Source organism: Rhizobium sp. N621, from assembly GCF_001664325.1.
Classification (GTDB): Bacteria; Pseudomonadota; Alphaproteobacteria; order Rhizobiales; family Rhizobiaceae; genus Rhizobium; species Rhizobium esperanzae.
This window is the reverse complement of sequence record NZ_CP013496.1, coordinates 16495-33908: the sequence shown is the minus strand read 5'-3', so window position 1 is coordinate 33908 and position 17414 is coordinate 16495. Positions and strand designations below refer to the sequence as shown.

The window sequence follows — 17414 nt, the reverse complement described above, 5'->3', positions numbered from 1 at the left end:
ATGGCACCGCGTCTCATCATCACGGGATCGACCGGCTACATCGGCGCAAGACTCGCGGCGACGGCGCGTGAGCGCGGCTTCGACGTGGTTGAATTCGGTCGGCGATCCGGAGCGAAATGGCGCATTGGAGATGAGCCTGCTGTATCGGATCTGGAGGGGGCGGCCGCAGTCATCCATCTCGCGCATTCCTGGGCGACCGAGCCGCAGGCGGCTGAAGAAAACAACATCAATATATCGGGCACCGTTAAACTGGCCGAAGCGGCAAGAGCGGCCGGCGTGCCGCACTTCGTCTTTTCCTCCTCCACCTCGTCCCGGAGGGAAGCGCTCAACGTTTACGGACGCACCAAGTTCAGAATCGAACAACACCTGGCCGCCAGCTCTGCAGCACCGATCGTTCGCATCGCGCGGATCGGGCTTGTCTATGGCGGCCCACGGGTTGCGATGTACGGCTTGATGGCGAAGCTGGCGGCCTTGAGTCCACTCCTGCCGATGATAGGGCTCAGCCGAAAGGTCCAGCCGATTCATCTCGACGAAGTTGCTGCAGGCCTTTTGGCGCTGGCGACCCGGGAGGACCTGCAGCCGCAAACATTCGTGCTCGCACAGGAAAAACCGCTCAGCTTCGCCGCCTGGCTCGGAATTCTTCGCCGCAGCCAGGACAAGGGCAAGCTTCATTTCATACCGATCCCCCTGGGCTTCGCTCTTTTTGCCTGCCGGATGACCAAGCTTGTGCCGTTGATCCCGACTGTTGATCCGGAGCGCGTCCTGGGACTCGCGGGCGCAGCGCCGATGGAGAGCGCGGAAAGCCTCAGGCTGCTGGGCTTGAATCCGGCCGATCCGACAATGGTGCTGACGCGGGAGTTCGCTCAAACAGACCAGGAAGAGTCGCACGGTGAGGCGAAGGCGCTGCTGCAATATCTCGGCATCACGCCGACGTCGGTACAGTTGCAGCGGCTCGACGAAGGGCTTCGCCGTGAAGGTCTGTCGCCGCTCGGCCTCTCCCCAAGGTTGATCCGGAATCCGCGCCTGCTCGCCTTCTTCGAGCCGCCGGCCAATCACACGCAGCATCGGCTTGCGCGAGCCCTCTATCTCGCAGATCTCGCGAGCGAGCCGGAAAGATATTCGGCCAAAAAGAGCGGACTTTTCGGCGCCGTGCTGGCCATCGCCGGCGATGTCCTGCTCTTCCCGCTTCGCGCACTTTTGGCGGGACGATACCGATGAGGACGCCCGACGCCGACTTCATCATCGTCGGCAGCGGTCCGGCAGGCGTCTCCGCTGCGTTTCCGCTGATAGCGGCCGGCCGCCGCGTCCTGATGCTGGATGCCGGCAATGATGCTGGATGGGAGGACGAAAGCCGCAGCGCCCGTGTCTTGGGAAGCAATCTGGAATCGCTCCGCGCCGACAATGGCAGTTCACCGAAACTGCAGACCCCGGTGGCCCGCGGGATTCTTGAACGGTTCCGGCGCGAGTCAGGGATCACCGGCGATGGATTCACGCCGGTCGCCAGCCTCGTCCGCGGCGGTCTCTCCAATATATGGGGAGCGCAAATCAGCTACCTCGATGCCGAGGACATCGCGGCTTGGCCTATCGATATCGAGCTGCTGCAGCGATCCTACGAACGTGTGTCGCAACGCATCGGGATCAGCACGAACGCCGATTTGACCGCAGGCACCAACAGCGGATCCGTCCTGCCGCTTGGCGCCACAGCCGCCCATGTCCTCCATCGGCACGAGATCGCAAAGCCGGCCGATGGGTCGTTTCGGCTTTTTCCCGCCGTCAACGCCATCCTTTCGGAGGCGAGGCCCGGGCGGGCCGCGTGCGATCTGCGCGGCGACTGTCTCTACGGCTGCCCGAGCGGCGCGATCTATAACAGCCGGCAGGATCTGCTTGCGCTGCAGAAGTCGCCGCATTTTCGGTTGCTCGATAACATGCGCGCCATATCTCTGACGTCCAACGCGGGCTGGACGATCGGAACGGCCGACGGATCATCATTCTCTGCGCCGAGGATCATTCTCGCCGCAGGCGTGCTCGGAACTGCCGCCCTGCTGGCGGACCTCCTGCCGATCGGCGGTGAAGGACTGCGCCTTTTGAACAGTCCGACGCTTGCCATTCCTCTGCTCTCTCCGGCAAGATTGCTGCGCTCGGCCACGGCAACCCATAGCCTGGCGCAACTCGGATTGTCGCTGCGTTACGGCGAGCGCGCATCCGACTATGTGACGGGTGCGATCTATGAAGTCGGCTCGCTGCCGGCGCAGAGCTTCGTCAACAGGATGCCGCTCGGCAGAAAGGCCGGGCGCGCCGCGTTCGAGACGATCGCCGGCAGCCTGCTGGTTGCGACGATCTATTATCCTGGCGACCAAAGCCGGAGCTACATCCATCGCGATGCAGCAGCAGGAAAAGGCATGACCGTCCGGGGCGGCTTTGCAGACGATTTCGATATCCGCACCAAGGATTTGAAAAGACGGCTTCGCCGCGAGTGGCAACGGTTAGGGCTCGTTCCGCTTCCCGGCGCATCGCTGGCCGAACCCGGGATCGATGCGCATTTTGCCGGCACCCTGCCGATGGGCGCAACCGGGCCCTTCGGTAGCTCTGTGGACGGCGAATTGAACCTCCATCCGGGTCTTCACGTCGTCGACGGCTCGGTTCTCCCCGATCTTTCCTCGAAATACATCACGATGACGATTATGGCGAATGCCGATCGCATTGCCCGCCGCCTCGCTGAAACCGAGGCGAACCCGGCGCTCTGACGTTCGTCTGCCTCTTCAGGGCCTCAATGGCGGCAATGCATCGCCGGCCAATGATAGCAGCGGCTCGTAATCCGCTTCGGAGAGCAACGCGCTATCAGCGAGTCCCATCGTGGCGCGCATGGCCGCTAATGACGGCTCTCTGATGGCGGCATGCAACGCACCTCGGAGGAGGAGAATTGTTTGGCTCGATGCGTCGCCTGATGTAATGAACGGTAGACCGGGCGCCTTGGGCGTTTCGGCGATGATCCGGATGCCCTCGACCTGGGCGGGATCGAAGCGGCGGATGTTCTCAAGAGTGATACAATCGATGGCCGCGCTTTCCGCCCTGCCCTCGATAACGGCGGCAAGGCTGCCGCCGTGGCTGCCTGTTTCGATGATCCGCCCAAAGAAGCGGCCGTTGCGCGCAAGCGGAGCGACGGCGGCGCGAAAGAGATTGCTGCCGGAATTGCTGTCAGGGCTGTTGATCGCAGCTGTGGTGCCGCGCAGATCCTCCAGCACGCGAAGGGAAGAATTCTCCCGGACGATGATGAAGCTGCGCATCAGCGGCCCATTGCAGCCGGGGTGGCTATAGACGGGCGTGGCCACCAGCCGCACCCGGCCGCGCAGGCTCGTGGCAAAAGGGTAGCCGCATGTCTGCGACAGGAGCAGGTTTGGCCTCAGCCAGGCTTCGTCATAGGCAACCGTCTGGTCGAGCGTTTCAGGCACCCCCGTGAGGCCGGCATGCAGGAGGTAGTGCCGGAGAAACGACCAGAGTTCGGCCGTCGCCTCCGCGAGCGGCCGGGATGTCAGGTACATGGCAATGCTGACGAGATGCATGCCGATCTTTCATTGCCCCTGCACGAGCGCTACAGCCTCCCGTCTGAAAGACGGGCGGCGCTGGAACGCGAAGGTTGAGGATCAGGCAATGCCGCCCAGGCACACATATTTGAGTTCGGTATATTCGTCCAAGCCGTGGCTCGACCCTTCGCGACCGAGACCTGACATCTTGACGCCGCCGAACGGCGCTTCCGCCGTCGAGACGAGACCGGTATTGACGCCGACCATCCCATATTCGAGCGCTTCGGCCACGCGGAAGACCCGCGATAAATCGCGCGCGTAAAAATAGGAGGCAAGGCCGAACTCGGTGTCATTTGCCTGCTCGATGACGTCCTGCTCGTCGCGGAAGCGGAAAAGCGGGGCAAGAGGCCCAAAGGTTTCTTCGCGCGCCACTTGCATGCCGGCGGCAACGTCACGCAGAATGGTGGGCTCGAAGAAATGGCCGCCAAGCGCGTGGCGTTTGCCTCCCGTTACGATCCCGGCACCCTTTGCAACGGCATCCTGAATGTGGCTTTCGACCTTGGCAACGGCGTTGTCGTCGATGAGCGGGCCAAGCACGACGTCACGCTCCAGGCCATTGCCGACCTTCAGCTTCGAAACGGCCTCGGCGAGCTTGGCGGCAAATGCCTCATAGACGCCGTCCTGGACATAAAGCCGGTTGGCGCAGACGCAGGTCTGACCGTTGTTGCGGAATTTGGCGATGATGGCGCCTTCGACCGCCGCGTCGAGGTCGGCGTCGTCGAAGACGATGAAGGGGGCATTGCCGCCGAGCTCGAGACCGAGCTTCTTGATCGTCGGCGCGCATTGCCGGTACAGCAGCTCGCCCGTCCGGGTGGAGCCGGTGAAGGTCAGGACCCGAACGTCGCGGCTGGCGGTCAGCGCTCCGCCGATTGCCGCTGCATCGCCGGTGACAATGTTGAGGAGGCCGGACGGCAGGCCGGCGCGCTCTGCGAGGACGGCGATCGCGATTGCGGAGAACGGCGTCTGCAGCGCCGGCTTGAGAACGACAGCGCAGCCGGCGGCAAGCGCCGGGCCGATCTTGCGCGTGATCATCGCGTTCGGAAAATTCCAGGGCGTGATCGCCGCCACCACGCCGGCCGGCTGGCGCAGCACGAGGATACGCTTGTCCGGCTGATGCCCCGGTACGATCTCGCCGTTGATGCGTCGTGCCTCCTCGGCGAACCATTCGATGAAACTCGCACCATAGGTGATTTCTCCCTTGGCTTCGGCCAAGGGCTTTCCCTGTTCCAGTGTCAGTATCATCGCCAGATCGTCACGGTTTTCGATCATCAGGCGATGCCACGTCTTGAGCACAGTCGCGCGCTCGCCGGCGGTCTTCTTCGCCCAAAGCTTCTGAGCAACGACGGCGGCTGCGATGGCTTCTTCGGTTTCCGCCGCACCGAAATCAGGGACCGCCCCCAGCACCTCCCCTGTCGCCGGATTGCGGACCACGGCCGACGCGCGGCCTTTCGCTTCGATCCAGCGATCGGCGATGGGGCATGCCTGACGGAACAGCGAGGGATCATTGAGTTTCATGGGACAACTTTCAACAGAATACGTGAGCGGCGCCGGGATCGAAATCGAGATGGACTATATCTCCACGATTAAGCCCGGCAATAGCCTCATGGCCGAACGGCAAGCGAACCGAAAGCGCCTCGCCTGTCGCCGTCTCCGTGGAGACGTGGATATTGTTGCCGAGAAAGGTAATGTCGCTGACAGTCGCGGCAAGACCTGCGCCCGCGGCTCTCGCGCGCGACAGCCGAATGCGCTCCGGTCTCAGCATCAGCGCCGCCCTTGCGCCGGAGGTGCCTTTGCCATGCACCGGGATTTGATTGAAGATGGTTCCGCCTCCGAGCGCGATGGTGGCCTGTCCATCGGAGGAGGACACCAGGTCGCATGAAATGAAGTCGCTGTCGCCGATGAATTCGGCGACGAAGCGGGTCTTGGGATTGGCATAAAGTTCAGGGCCAGTCCCGATCTGGTCGATGACGCCCTTCGAAAAGACAGCGATGCGATCGGAGAGCCGCAGCGCTTCCTCCTGATCGTGCGTGACATAGAGGATCGTCACTTCGGTCTGCTGGTGGATGCGGCGGATTTCATGCTGGATTTCCTCGCGCAGCTTCTTGTCGAGCGCCGACAGCGGCTCGTCCATCAGCAGCACCGGCGGATCATAGGCAAGGGCCCTGGCAAGGGCGACACGCTGCTGCTGACCGCCGGACATTTGCGCGGGCTTGCGATCCTCGAAGCCTTCGAGCCGAACGAGGCGCAGCATCTCCTTCACCTTCAAGTCGATCTCGGCCTTCGACTTGCGCCGAACCTTCAGCGGAAAGGCGATGTTCTCGCCCACCGTCAGATGCGGAAACAGCGTATAGCGCTGGAACACCATGCCGATATTGCGCTTGTGCGACGGCGTGGCGAGGAGCGTCTTGCCCTCCAGAGTAATGTCGCCTTTGGTCGGGTTTTCAAAGCCGGCCAGGATGTAGAGCGTCGTGCTCTTGCCGGATCCGGACGGACCAAGGAAAGTCAGGAACTCACCGCGCCGGACATCGAGATTGACGTCGTGCACGGCGACGACTGGGCCGTATTCCTTGCGTATTCCGCGGATCTGAAGGAATGGTTCGTTCATTGTTTCAGTACCTTACGCACGACGGCAACCAGCGCCATCAAGATGATCGTCAAAAGGATGAGAAGGGTCGATGCGGCAGCGACAACAGGCGTCAGGTCTTGCCTGAGCGTCGCCCATACCTTCACCGGCAGCGTCTGCAGGGTTGGGCTGGACATGAAGATCGCCACCACCACCTCGTCCCAGGATGTCAGGAACGAAAAGACGGCGGCTGAAAACAGCCCATGGCTGATCGCCGGAAGGGTGACCCTGATCTTCGCTTCCAAAGGCGAGGCGCCGCACAGCACGGCCGCGTCCTCGATCGACTTGTCGAAACCCTCCAGCGCGCTCGATATGGACAGGATCGAGAAGGGCAGCGCCAGAACGAGGTGCGAAATGACGAAGCCCGCCAGCGTACCGCCGAGGCCGATCCTCAGAAAGAAGGCATAAAGAGCAACGGCAAGAACCACGACCGGCAGGATCATCGGCGTCAGAAACAGCGCCTTCAGCGCATCGCGGAACATGAACGAACCGCGCACCAATCCGAAGGATGTCACCAGCCCGAGCAGCACCGACAGGGTGGTGACGATGACCGCGATCTTGAAGCTCGTCAAAGCCGATTCCACCCAGCGCGGATCGGCAAAAAGCTCGCTGTACCACTGAAACGTCCAGCCAGGCGGCGGAAAGATCAGCCATTGCGAGGAGCCGAAGGACAGGGCCGCGATGAAGACGATCGGCAGCAGCAGAAAGGCTGCGGTCAGAAGCGTGATCGCGAGCAGGACGTATTTCCACCAGCCGAGACGGTCGAAATTGAGCAACATATCAACGTCCTCCCGGGTTCTGGTTACCGAAGAAGCGCAGCTGCACCGCATAAAGCGAGAGAGTCACGACCAGGAGAACCAGCGCTGCGGCGCCACCCATTCCCCAATTGACCAGCGACTGCACGAACTGCGCGATCAGTTCCGCCAGCATCATGTTGGCGGTACCGCCGAGAAGCGACGGCGTAACGAAATAGCCGAGCGACATGACGAAGACCATGAGGGCGCCGGCCGCCATGCCGGGCATCGCCAAGGGCAGCAGAACTCGGGTCAGGCACTGCCAGCGGTTGGCGCCGCAAAGGGCTGCCGCCTGCAGGGTCGACGGGTCGATTTTCTTGATCACACCGTAGAGCGGCAGGATGATGAAGGGCAGCATGATATAGGTCATCCCGATCGTGACGCCTGTGAGATTGTTGACGAGCGCGAGCGGCTGGTCGATCAGGCCCATTCCCATCAGCATCTTGTTGATCAGCCCGGTCCGCTGCAGCAGCACCATCCAGGCATAGGTGCGGGCCAACAGATTGGTCCACATCGACAAGAGCAGGATCGCAAAGATCACCGACGTCAGCCGACCGGGCATGATCGCAAGCGCCCAGGCGACGGGAAACCCGATGAGCAGCGAAATCACCGTAACGAAACCCGAGACGATGAAGGTATTGGCGAAAATCTTGAGATAGGTGGCCGATCCGATCAGTTGCGCATAATTGCCAAGACCCGGGACGGGTTCCAATACGCTTCGCAGCAGCAGGACCACCACCGGCACGACGAAAAAGATTGCCACGAAGGCCAGAGCCGGAACGACCCCGCCAAAACCTGTTGCCCTGCGCGCCTTCGGCAGAGGCATGATCGCGCCAGAGGCATCGCTATATGTCGACATGACAGTCCTTCCCACCCGTCAGTTTCCGCTGGCGGCGAGGTCCGATGACCGGCGCCGACGTTGCGGGAGGCACGGCGAACAATCGCCGTGCCCGTTCATCTCCAGTTTTCGGACTATTTCGCCTGCCAGGCGTACCACTTCTCGCCGATGGCATCGCGATTGTCAGCCCAGTAGTTCATATCGGCATTGACCTGGCTTGCCGTCTGTTGGTCCGGCAGGGTCTTGGCGGTTTCCGGATCCATCAGCTTGGCCGACTCGACATTGATCGGCGCATATCCCGTGGCCTTTGCAAGGGCAGCCTGCGGTTCGGCCGAGGTTGCCAGCGCGATGAACTTCATCGCCGCCTCGGCATTCGGCGCGCCCTTCGGCACGACGAGCGCATCGGCAGCGGTGATGTTCTGCTCCCAGGAGGTTTCAACCTTGATGCCAGTCGCAGCAAGCGCCGTCATGCGCCCGTTCCAGACACTGCCGAACGGCGCTTCGGCGGAAGCCAGCAGCTGCTGCGACTGGGCGCCACCCGACCACCAGATGATATCGGACTTGATCGTATCGAGCTTCTTGAAGGCGCGGTCGAGATCGAGCGGATAAAGCTTGTCTGCAGGCACGCCGTCGGCAAGCAGCGCCGCCTCGATCACGCCGGGAGCCGACCATTTGTAGAAGGTGCGCTTGCCGGGGAACTTGGCCGTGTCAAACAGGTCGGCCCATGTCTTCGGGCAGGCTTTGACGGCATCGGCATTGCAGCCGATGACGAAGGAATAATAGAAGCTGCCGACCGAATAGTCGGTGACGAAGCGCGGATCGAGCTTCGACTTGTCGATGACGGAGAAGTCGAGCTTCTCGAGCTGGCCGTTCTTGCCGGCCTGGGCGGCATAGTCGCCTTCGACATCGACGACATCCCAGTTGACTTCGCCGGCCTCGACCATGGCCTTGAGTTTGCCGTAGTCGGTCGGGCCGTCCTGCACGACGGTGATGCCGGTCTTTTCGGTGAACGGGCTTGCCCATGCCGCCTTCTGCGCATCCTGGGTCGTTCCGCCCCAGCTCGAGAAGACCATGCTGTCAGCGTGCGCCGGCGCGGAGACCGCCACGAATGCGGCAACCGCCGCGAAAGCAAATGTCGTTTTCATGTTCCCTTATCCTGTTCTGGTTTGTCCTGCGGGTATGCCTTATGCCGTCAGCGCGCCTCGCTCCGGGGAGAGAAGCTTGCCGGCTTCATAATCTTGTTTTCCGCCACCTCGATGAGGTCGCGGATCTTGGGCAGGAAAGCCTGCCACCGGGGATCGGCCATAAGCCGCTGCCGTCTCGCCTCGCGGTCGTCCAGGCTCGTAAAGGCCCAGATATGGACGATCTCGTTGATCGTGCCGATCTCCGAAAAGAAGTAGCCGACGAGCGTGCCGAGATGGCCCTTCTGGATTTCGATCCCTTCTTCCTCGACGACCTTGAGATATTGCGGGATCGTGCCGTTCTTCAGCCGATAGGTGCGGACCTCGTAAAACATCGCGTCACCTCATCACGAAAGGATCGGGGATCGGATCGTCCGAGGTTCGGAGCCAGATCGTCTTGGTGCGGGTATAATCGAGCGCCGCGGCCATGCCGCCTTCCCTGCCGTGGCCCGACAGGCCGAAGCCGCCGAAGGGCGCGATCGGCGACACGGCGCGGTAAGTATTGACCCAGACGATGCCGGCACGGATGCCCTTCATCAGCCGGTGCGCCCGGGTGAGGTTCTGCGTGAAGATGCCGGAGGCCAGGCCGTAGCGGGTGTCGTTGGCAAGCCGCAGTGCCTCGGCCTCGGTCTCGAAGGAGACGACGGAGAGGACCGGCCCGAAGAACTCCTCGATCAGTGAGGGCGAAGCGACATCGTCACAATCGAGGATCGTCGGTGAGAAATAATAGCCGTCGCCATCGATCTTGCGTCCGCCGGTGACGAGGCGGGCGCCGCTTTCGATCGATCTCTCGACGAGAGCGCCGATATTGTCCTGCTGGCGCTTGGTGGCAAGCGGGCCGACTTCGGTCGCCATATCGAGCGGCGCGCCGATCCGGATCGCCTGCGCCTTCTCGCGCAGCAGCGCGACGAACCTGTCCTTGACGCTGCGCTCGACGATCAGGCGCGAACCGGCGACGCAGCTTTGTCCGGTCGCCGCAAAGATGCCCGCGACCTGGGCGTTGGCGGCGCTTTCGAGGTCGGCGTCGGCAAAGACGATGAAGGGCGACTTGCCGCCGAGTTCAAGCGAGGTGGAGGCGAGGTTTTCGGCCGAATTGCGCACGACGTGCCGCGCGGTTTCCGGGCCGCCGGTAAAGGCGACATGCGCGACCTTCGGGTGGCGGCCAAGGGCAGCGCCGCAGGAGGCGCCGAAACCGGTGATGATGTTGACGACGCCGGCGGGAAAGCCTGCCTCATGCACGAGACGGGCGAATTCGAGCAGCGGCGCCGGCCCGTCTTCCGAGGCCTTGACCACCATGGTGCAGCCGGCCGCAAGCGCCGGGCCGATCTTGACCGCCGACAGGAAGAGCTGGCTGTTCCAGGGCACGACCATGGCGACAACGCCGATCGGCTCGCGGCGAAGCCAGACATCCATGTCAGGCTTATCGATCGGCAGGTAAGAGCCTTCGATCTTGTCGGCTATACCAGCATAGTAACGGTAATATTCAGCGACATAGGCGATCTGCGCTGACGTCTCGCGGATAATCTTGCCGGTGTCGCGCGTCTCCAGTTCAGCGAGTATCTGCGCATTGGCGGCAACCAGATCGGCCAGCTTGTAGAGAAGCTTGCCGCGCTGCGTCGCCGTCATCTTCGCCCAGGGGCCATCGTAGAGCGCCCTTTCGGCAGCGTTCACGGCCCGATCGACATCATTCTCGCGCGCCTCGGGCATCTCAGCCCAGACGGTGCCGGACGCCGGATCGATGCTCGGATAGGAAGCTTCGCCATCCGAGAATTCGCCATCGATATAGTGCTGGAAACGCCGCATGGCTTTACTCCTGAAATGCCGGCATGACATCTGCGATGAAGCGCTCGAGCGACGCCTTCTTGCGCTCGAAACTCATGCCGGTGTCGATCCAGAAGGAATATTCGTCGTAGCCGAGGGCTTCATAGGCTTTGAGCCGGTCGATGACGGTCCGGGCGTCTCCGACGACATTGTTGGTGCGCATGACCTGATCCGAAAGCATCGCATTCGCGCGGATCTGCTCGTCGGGAATCCGTTCGATCAGGCCCTGGGTCACCGGCTTCTCATTCTTGAACCAGGCGAAGAAGTAGTTGTAGTAGACGCTGAGTTCATGGGCCGCCTGGGCGACGTCGTCTTCGGAGGAGCCGACATAGGTGTGGCGCAGCAGCATAATCTTCGGCCGCTCGATGCCAGGGTTCTTGGCGCAGGCATCGTTGAAACGGTCCATCAGCGACTGGACCTCGTCATCGCCCTGCCAGAGCGGCGTGACCTGAACGTTGCAGCCGTTCGCGACGGCAAATTCATGCGAGTTCGGATCGCGCGCGGCGACCCAGATCGGCGGGTTCGGCTGCTGCAGCGGCTTCGGCGCCGAGGTTGTCGCGGGAAATTTGAAAAACTCGCCGTCATGGGCGTAGTCGCCAGCCCATATGCCCTTGACCGCCGGGATGAGCTCGCGCATGCGCTGGCCGGCACCCCAGGCATCGAGACCCGGCAGCAGGCGCTCGTATTCGAAGGAATAGGCGCCGCGGGCAATGCCGATATCGAGCCGTCCATCGCAGATGATGTCAGTCATGGCCGCTTCGCCGGCGAGCTTGATCGGATGCCAGAAGGGCGCGATCACCGTTCCCGTCCCGAGCCTTGCCCGCGACGTACGGCGCGCGAGATCGGCAATGGTCACGAAGGGATTGGGCGCGATGGTGAAATCCATGCCATGATGCTCGCCCGTCCAGATCGCATGCATGCCACCCTTGTCGGCAATCTCGCAGAGCGCGACGAATTCCTCATACAGGCTCTTGTGGCTCTGGCCGGCGTCGAGCCGTTCCATATGGACGAAGAGGGAGAACTTCATGCTTTTGCGCCCTTGGCTGGAATGGGATGGATTTTGCCGCCGGTCTCGTCACCGAAATAGACGCCGAAATTGCCGATCGAGCTTTCCATCGCGAAGCGGTTGACGATATCGGCGGTCGAGTTGGTCTTGAATTTCGCCGCAGCCAGGGCGTCGGGCTTGACGAACCTGCCGCCGGCAGGCTCGCCGTCGCCGGCAACGGCGTGATAGACAATATGCTGCTTGCCGTCGCTCTTGCCCTCATAGACCGAATAGAGGAAGCCGATGCTGACCGTCAGCCCGGTGAGCGTCTCCAGGTATTTTTGCAGCGCCTCGGTCGGGTTGCCGTCATGGGCGTCGATGTTCGGCAGGGAGAGCACATCCTCGCCCAGCAGCAGAACCTCACCGCGGCGTTCGACGACGGCCGCTAGCTCGATATTGCCTTCGGCGGCCGCGGAAACCGCCTTGCTTGCAAGCGTCGGCGTGAAATAGCCGCCGCGCGCATAGCCGAGACCGTTGCGGCCGCTATTGTCGAAGGATTCGATCCGGCCCATCAGGATGACATGGTCGCCGGCCTCGACGACCTGTTCCATGGCGCATTCGAACCAGGCGGCCACATTCGAGAAGATCGGGCAGCCCGCCGATCCCTTTGCCCATTCGACCGCCGCAAATCTGTCTTCGACCGGCCGCGCAAACGTGTTCGACACGTCCTTCTGCGTTTCCGACAGCACGTTGATCGCGAAATGCGGCGTACCGGTCATGGTGGCGAAATTGCGCGACGTCTTGGCAAGGCAGACGAGGAGCAAGGGCGGATTGAGCGAGACCGATGTGAAGGAGTTCGCGGTGAAGCCGATCGGATTTCCTTCCCCATCGCAAGCGGTGACGACAGTCACGCCTGTCGGAAAAGCGCCGAATGCATCGCGCAATGCTCTTGGATCGACAGTCTGGATTGTCATCGTTCATCCTCCCCGAACGACAGCCACTCGGCGAGCAGCGAATTGACGATATCAGGCGCGGTCAGGTTCACCATATGACGATGACCTTCGACGATACGGGCCCAACCCTTCGGCGCGAGCGCCGCCATTTGCTCTGCCATCAGAGGCGTCGAGTTGGGATCGTCGGACCCCGTCAGAAACAGGGCCGGACCAGCCACGTCTTTCCAGCGATCGGCATAGGTCTCGTCTCCGCCGGCAAAAGCGGCATAAGCAACCGCATAGCCGTCCGGATCGACGCGACTGAGCCATTCTCGCGTCAGTTCCCGCGCAACGACGCTGTCTGCATCATCGCCGAACCAGCGCGCCAGCGGGCCTTCCTTGTCGACGCCCGTCAGCGGAATGGCCGCGGCCCGCGCGAGCACAGCGGCCTTTGCTTGCGGATCGCGCCTGTAAACGCCGTTAAGATACGCGACACGGCTGATCCGTTCGCCGAACGTCGCCGCCGCTCCTCCGGATACCAGCGCCCCCATCGAGTGGCCGGCAACATTCACCCTATCGATCGCCATCTCGTCGAGAAAGCGCCCGAACCAGGCGACGAACTCCTCCAGGCGGCTGCCCGCCGGCAGTTTTGCGCTCTCGCCATGCCCCGGCATGTCGACGGCAATGACGCGGTGGTCGGCCGACAGAAAGGTGATCTGCGGCGCCCAGGCTTCGAGCCGCATGCCGACGCCATGAATGAGAACCAGCGGCTCGCCGCTGCCGGCCTCGTGATAGGCCGTCCCGCCTGGCGTCTTCTTTCGGGGCAAGTCACCGGCACCTTTTGCTGCAGCGGCGCCCGAGATCGATCCGGCTGTCAGCATCTCAGCGCCCACCCTTTCAAACGCCCGCCGGGTTGGCGACGTCCTGCCCAAGATCCTTCAGATCCTGGTAGCGGTCACCGATGCGGTGATGAGGACGCCCGCCCACCGACGCGCCAAGAGCCACGACAATCTCATCGGCGGCCGGCGCATCGGGGATCGAAGTCTGGATGGTGAGATAGTGCGAGCGGCGGCCTTCATCGTTCTTGTCCATCAGCGGGATCATGATCGGCGCATTGGCAGGACCGCGCGTATTGCAGAAGGCGAGATAGGATTTGGCGCCGACGGCATGGCGATAAAAATTGCCGAAGCGCAGCGTGTGGATGAGCGCGGAGGCATGTTCGATTTCACCATCCAGGCCGACGACGGCGGCCTTGCCATAGGCTTCGACCGCATCGCCGGAACCGACCGCATCGATGATCATCTTGGTCAGCAACTCACCGAGAACCGGAGCGCCCGCATGGATTTCGGGCTTGAGATCTTCGACAAAGCCGCGGCCCGCCCAGGGGTTCTTCACGACCGCGAAAGCGGAAAACAGTTTTAGCGGCACCGCCGCGGCCTTGCCGCCCTCGATCAGCGTCGTTTCGATCTGCAGTCCCGTCTTGCGAATTTGAATGGCCATGGAGCACCTCATCTCTTCATTTTGTATTATGGTATACCATAATATGTCGGTGTCAAGTTGGTTTCTGCGACGGTGCGTAAGCCGTTCCTTCATTCAGCGTGCTGGCGGAAACCGGACGATGCGACGCCGCCGCAGCGACGCGATATATCGGGAAGTCAAAATTTTCCCGTCCCATGTGAATGCCGCCATATATATTATTGATTATGGCATACCATCACATCGAGCGAAGTTGGGTGTCAAGCTTGGAGTTGGGATTCCCCTCATCGGCCCAGACTAACGGACACCGATATAGGGCAGCTGGGCAGGTGCTGCTGTTCCAGAGTAGGGTTATTCTCAGGTTTGGATATGCAGCAACGGGTTCGGTTGCCGATCAATGAACTCTCTCTTGATATGCTCAAGAGTAGCCCGCTGTCCGGCAAACGGCAGCAAGGCGAGCGCCTCATCTAAAGGTAGCCAGCGGAAATCATCGTGTTCGTCGTTGAGCCGTACTGTGCAATCCGTCGGTGCAAAGGCGACAAACACCGGCGTCAGCGTGATTGCATCCCGATCGGCCTCATAAAACTGCTCGCAAATGTCCGCGGAGTAGAGTGCTTTCAGGGCGAGACCTGTCTCCTCCCTTGCTTCCCGAAGTGCCGCCTGCCAAGCCGTTTCTCCGTGCTCGATGCCACCAGCGATCTGACACCATTCGCCACTCAGGGTGCTACCGGTCCGGCGCAAAAGAAGGAGCTCGAAACTATCGTCTCGGGGCTTCAAAATGAAAAGAGAAATGGCAAAGGATCTGATGGGGATTTCGCGTTTCAACTTTATGCTCCCGACCGATATTGATCCGGCCTCGTCCGCGGAACGTGATCCCGAATACCCGACAGGCATCGACAAATTATCGATACGGCGGACGGCCTTGCTGCCGTCGTCTGCGAAGACGGCAAGGGTCGGCGCCCTGACTATTCGGCTGGCTTCTGGGCGGACAGCACCGCTTCTGCAATGGCACTTGCCGCCGCGACATGATCCATCGCCGCCCGCTGGGCGCCCTCGCCGTCGCCGCGACGGATGGCATCGACGATCTTCGACATCTGCAGCGGCCCTTCGATGCCGCGTCGTTCCGTCTTGATCGTCATCGAGCGCAGATGGTTGATGCGCACGGTGAGGAGGTTGACGACGCCCCAGGCGACATGCCTGTCGACCATGGTGAACAGCGTCTGATAAAAGGACGAGGTATTGGCCAGCACGCCCGCCATATCGCTGTCGCGATAGCTGTTGCGGATTGCGGTCAGGGATTCCTCGAGCGCGGCGACGATCTCGGGGCTGCCGCGCTCCGCGCAGAGCCGCGCCGCCATGCCTTCAAGCGCACCGCGGATCTCATATATCTGCTTGGCTTCCTCGATATCGAGCTGGGCGACGATCGGTCCCTTGTTCGGCAGATTGGCGACAAGCCCTTCCGATTCCAGATGCCGCAGAACCTCGCGCACCACCGTGCGGCTGACGCCGAGCTGAGCGCAGAGGTCGCGCTCGACAAGCCGGTCTCCGGGACGGAAGTATCCGTTGACGATGGCCTCGCGGACCTTGTCGAGCGCCAGTTCCCGCAAGGTCTTCGCAGGACGCTCGACCCTGATTGCTGCGTCCTTCAGAGCACCGCTCATGCTGTACCTCGGGGTTGGATTGACTTCGCAGGCTCAAGCTTTGCTGCGGCAGTCGAACTCGGGAATCGTATTATGGCCTACCAAATACTGTAGCTGTCGGCGGCCAGCAATTCAACAGCACCGTGCCGATCCGAGATTATCAGCCTATGCCTCGGACTTCAGCCTCGCCCTGACGATCTCTTCGGCCACGGCCTTCGCCTGCAGCCGAATGTCGGGGACGGCGGTGATCTCCCAGAATTGTCCCGCCGTCAAGGCGCCGACGGCAAACAGCCGCGCGGGCGAGATCCGGGACGGAGCCGTCACTTCGGAAGCCGCATCCACCTGGATGCCGAGGCCGAGAGGATCGGGGACGATCAGCTGAAAGCGGCTCATTTCCTTCAGAAGCGGCGAATGGCTCATCCCGGCGCGCTCCATACCCGTGCAGTTGACCAACCAGTCCGCCCTGATCTCGTCGATCTCGCGCTTGGCTCTGACCCTGTATCCGGCGACCAGCCTGTCATCTTCGGCCTCGAGCGATTTCAGGAAGCCGGCGTGAAAGCGAACGGTTCCATTCGAGACCAGCGTCTCGAAGCCGGCGAATACGTCGGGCGCGACACGGTGGCGATGGATGTTCCACCAGGGAAGCGCGTGCCGCAGGAAGCGGGCTCGCTCCTCGTTCGAAAGCCGTTGCCAGAGAGCCTGCGTGACCGGCCTCAGGCCGTCCATCACGCTCCGCCAGTCGGCGACCTCCCTGCTCTTTTCCCGCAAGATCTTCAACAGGCCGCTGATCGTAGCCGGAAGCGTGTGCACGTCGATCGGCAGCGGCGCGGGCGGCGTCCTTGCATGGCCGAGCGGCGCCAGGCCGCGCCGCGAAAGCACCTCGATCCTGCCCCTATGACCATGGGCGCGAAGTGCCAGAACCTGATCGATCATCGTCAGGCCAGAGCCGAGAATACAGACCGCATCGGACGGTGCGACACGCCTCAGCCATGAAAGCCGCCATGGGTTCTCGACGATCCGCGATCGCAAAAATGGCGGGACGCCGGCCGGATCGACCGGAAGGTTCGCGTTTCCAACGCCAAGACAGAGCACCACATTCTTTCCGGCAATCTCGTCGCCATTGCCGAGATGGAAGGCGAGCGTGCTGGTGTAGCGCTCCACGCATCCGGCCGCCTTGGCCTTGATGAAGTCGACCCGGCAACGGCCATCCCGCTTTCGAAGCAGCCGCGCAAGCGTATCCCTGACATAAAGGCCGTAATCGCTGCGCGAGGCGAAATCGCCGGCCTGCATAGGACGTCCATGGGCCTTCAGCCAGTCGACGAAATCGTCAGGGTGATGGGGCAGCAGGCTCATGCGGCCGGCCGGCACGTTGAGGCGATGGAGATAGAGCTCCGTCCTATATGCCGTCCCGCGTCCGAAACCGGCATCGTCGCCGACGACCGCGATCTTCGCCGACGCGGGAAGCAGCTCGACGAGATTACAGGTCACAGCGATCGCTGAAAAACCGGAACCGACGACGATAACATCGTATGTCAAGGCATTC

At 62.1% G+C, this 17414-nt stretch carries 17 protein-coding genes; 2 read left to right on the top strand and 15 right to left on the bottom strand.

Annotated elements, in window-relative coordinates; genetic code table 11:
• Both AMK00_RS21370 and AMK00_RS21365 read left to right on the top strand, forming a co-directional pair.
• On the top strand, positions 1–1218 hold the full coding sequence (locus tag AMK00_RS21370) for an NAD-dependent epimerase/dehydratase family protein (protein WP_064806719.1): 1218 nt from the start codon (positions 1–3) through the stop codon (positions 1216–1218).
• Positions 1215–2744, top strand: coding sequence for an FAD-dependent oxidoreductase (locus AMK00_RS21365; RefSeq protein ID WP_064811814.1), 1530 nt, complete (start codon positions 1215–1217; stop codon positions 2742–2744). The genes AMK00_RS21370 and AMK00_RS21365 overlap by 4 nt, the downstream gene beginning before the upstream one ends.
• A gap of 15 nt (positions 2745–2759) precedes the next feature.
• On the opposite strand, the gene AMK00_RS21360 is transcribed toward AMK00_RS21365, so the two are convergent.
• From AMK00_RS21360 to AMK00_RS21290, 15 genes are all read right to left on the bottom strand, one after another.
• Positions 2760–3560 carry a phosphate/phosphite/phosphonate ABC transporter substrate-binding protein gene (locus tag AMK00_RS21360; protein WP_064811813.1) on the bottom strand — a complete coding sequence of 267 codons (801 nt, stop codon included), beginning with the start codon at positions 3558–3560 and terminating at the stop codon, positions 2760–2762.
• Between the two features lie 81 nt (positions 3561–3641).
• Positions 3642–5096 carry an NAD-dependent succinate-semialdehyde dehydrogenase gene (locus AMK00_RS21355; RefSeq protein WP_064811812.1) on the bottom strand — a complete coding sequence of 485 codons (1455 nt, stop codon included), beginning with the start codon at positions 5094–5096 and terminating at the stop codon, positions 3642–3644.
• A 10-nt stretch (positions 5097–5106) separates the two neighbouring features.
• The gene (locus AMK00_RS21350; RefSeq protein ID WP_064811811.1) at positions 5107–6186 is read right to left on the bottom strand and encodes an ABC transporter ATP-binding protein; all 1080 of its coding nucleotides are present in this window, start codon (positions 6184–6186) and stop codon (positions 5107–5109) included.
• Positions 6183–6983 carry an ABC transporter permease gene (locus tag AMK00_RS21345; protein ID WP_064811810.1) on the bottom strand — a complete coding sequence of 267 codons (801 nt, stop codon included), beginning with the start codon at positions 6981–6983 and terminating at the stop codon, positions 6183–6185. Before AMK00_RS21345 ends, AMK00_RS21350 begins: the two co-directional genes overlap by 4 nt.
• A 1-nt stretch (position 6984) precedes the next feature.
• Positions 6985–7857 (bottom strand): ABC transporter permease, encoded by an 873-nt coding sequence (locus AMK00_RS21340; RefSeq protein WP_016736925.1) that lies wholly within the window; start codon positions 7855–7857, stop codon positions 6985–6987.
• Positions 7858–7970: 113 nt separating this feature from the next.
• Positions 7971–8981, bottom strand: coding sequence for an ABC transporter substrate-binding protein (locus AMK00_RS21335; RefSeq protein ID WP_016736926.1), 1011 nt, complete (start codon positions 8979–8981; stop codon positions 7971–7973).
• 47 nt (positions 8982–9028) lie between these two features.
• Entirely contained in the window at positions 9029–9352 is a 324-nt protein-coding gene (locus AMK00_RS21330) for an NIPSNAP family protein (RefSeq protein WP_064811809.1), read from the bottom strand.
• Between the two features lie 4 nt (positions 9353–9356).
• Positions 9357–10820: an aldehyde dehydrogenase gene (locus tag AMK00_RS21325; RefSeq protein ID WP_064811808.1), complete on the bottom strand. Its 1464-nt coding sequence runs from the start codon at positions 10818–10820 to the stop codon at positions 9357–9359.
• 4 nt (positions 10821–10824) lie between these two features.
• On the bottom strand, positions 10825–11865 hold the full coding sequence (locus tag AMK00_RS21320; RefSeq protein ID WP_064811807.1) for an LLM class flavin-dependent oxidoreductase: 1041 nt from the start codon (positions 11863–11865) through the stop codon (positions 10825–10827).
• Complete coding sequence (locus AMK00_RS21315; RefSeq protein WP_016736930.1) at positions 11862–12797, bottom strand: flavin reductase family protein; 936 nt, start codon at positions 12795–12797, stop codon at positions 11862–11864. The genes AMK00_RS21320 and AMK00_RS21315 overlap by 4 nt, the downstream gene beginning before the upstream one ends.
• Positions 12794–13636, bottom strand: coding sequence for an alpha/beta fold hydrolase (locus AMK00_RS21310; protein ID WP_064811806.1), 843 nt, complete (start codon positions 13634–13636; stop codon positions 12794–12796). The genes AMK00_RS21315 and AMK00_RS21310 overlap by 4 nt, the downstream gene beginning before the upstream one ends.
• 16 nt (positions 13637–13652) lie before the next feature.
• Positions 13653–14255 (bottom strand): amino acid synthesis family protein, encoded by a 603-nt coding sequence (locus AMK00_RS21305; RefSeq protein WP_004676653.1) that lies wholly within the window; start codon positions 14253–14255, stop codon positions 13653–13655.
• A 333-nt stretch (positions 14256–14588) separates the two neighbouring features.
• Positions 14589–15056 (bottom strand): NUDIX hydrolase, encoded by a 468-nt coding sequence (locus tag AMK00_RS21300; protein WP_064811805.1) that lies wholly within the window; start codon positions 15054–15056, stop codon positions 14589–14591.
• Between the two features lie 140 nt (positions 15057–15196).
• Positions 15197–15892, bottom strand: coding sequence for a GntR family transcriptional regulator (locus AMK00_RS21295; RefSeq protein ID WP_004676649.1), 696 nt, complete (start codon positions 15890–15892; stop codon positions 15197–15199).
• Positions 15893–16036: 144 nt separating this feature from the next.
• Positions 16037–17407, bottom strand: coding sequence for an FAD/NAD(P)-binding protein (locus AMK00_RS21290; protein ID WP_064811804.1), 1371 nt, complete (start codon positions 17405–17407; stop codon positions 16037–16039).
• Positions 17408–17414: the final 7 nt, after the last annotated feature.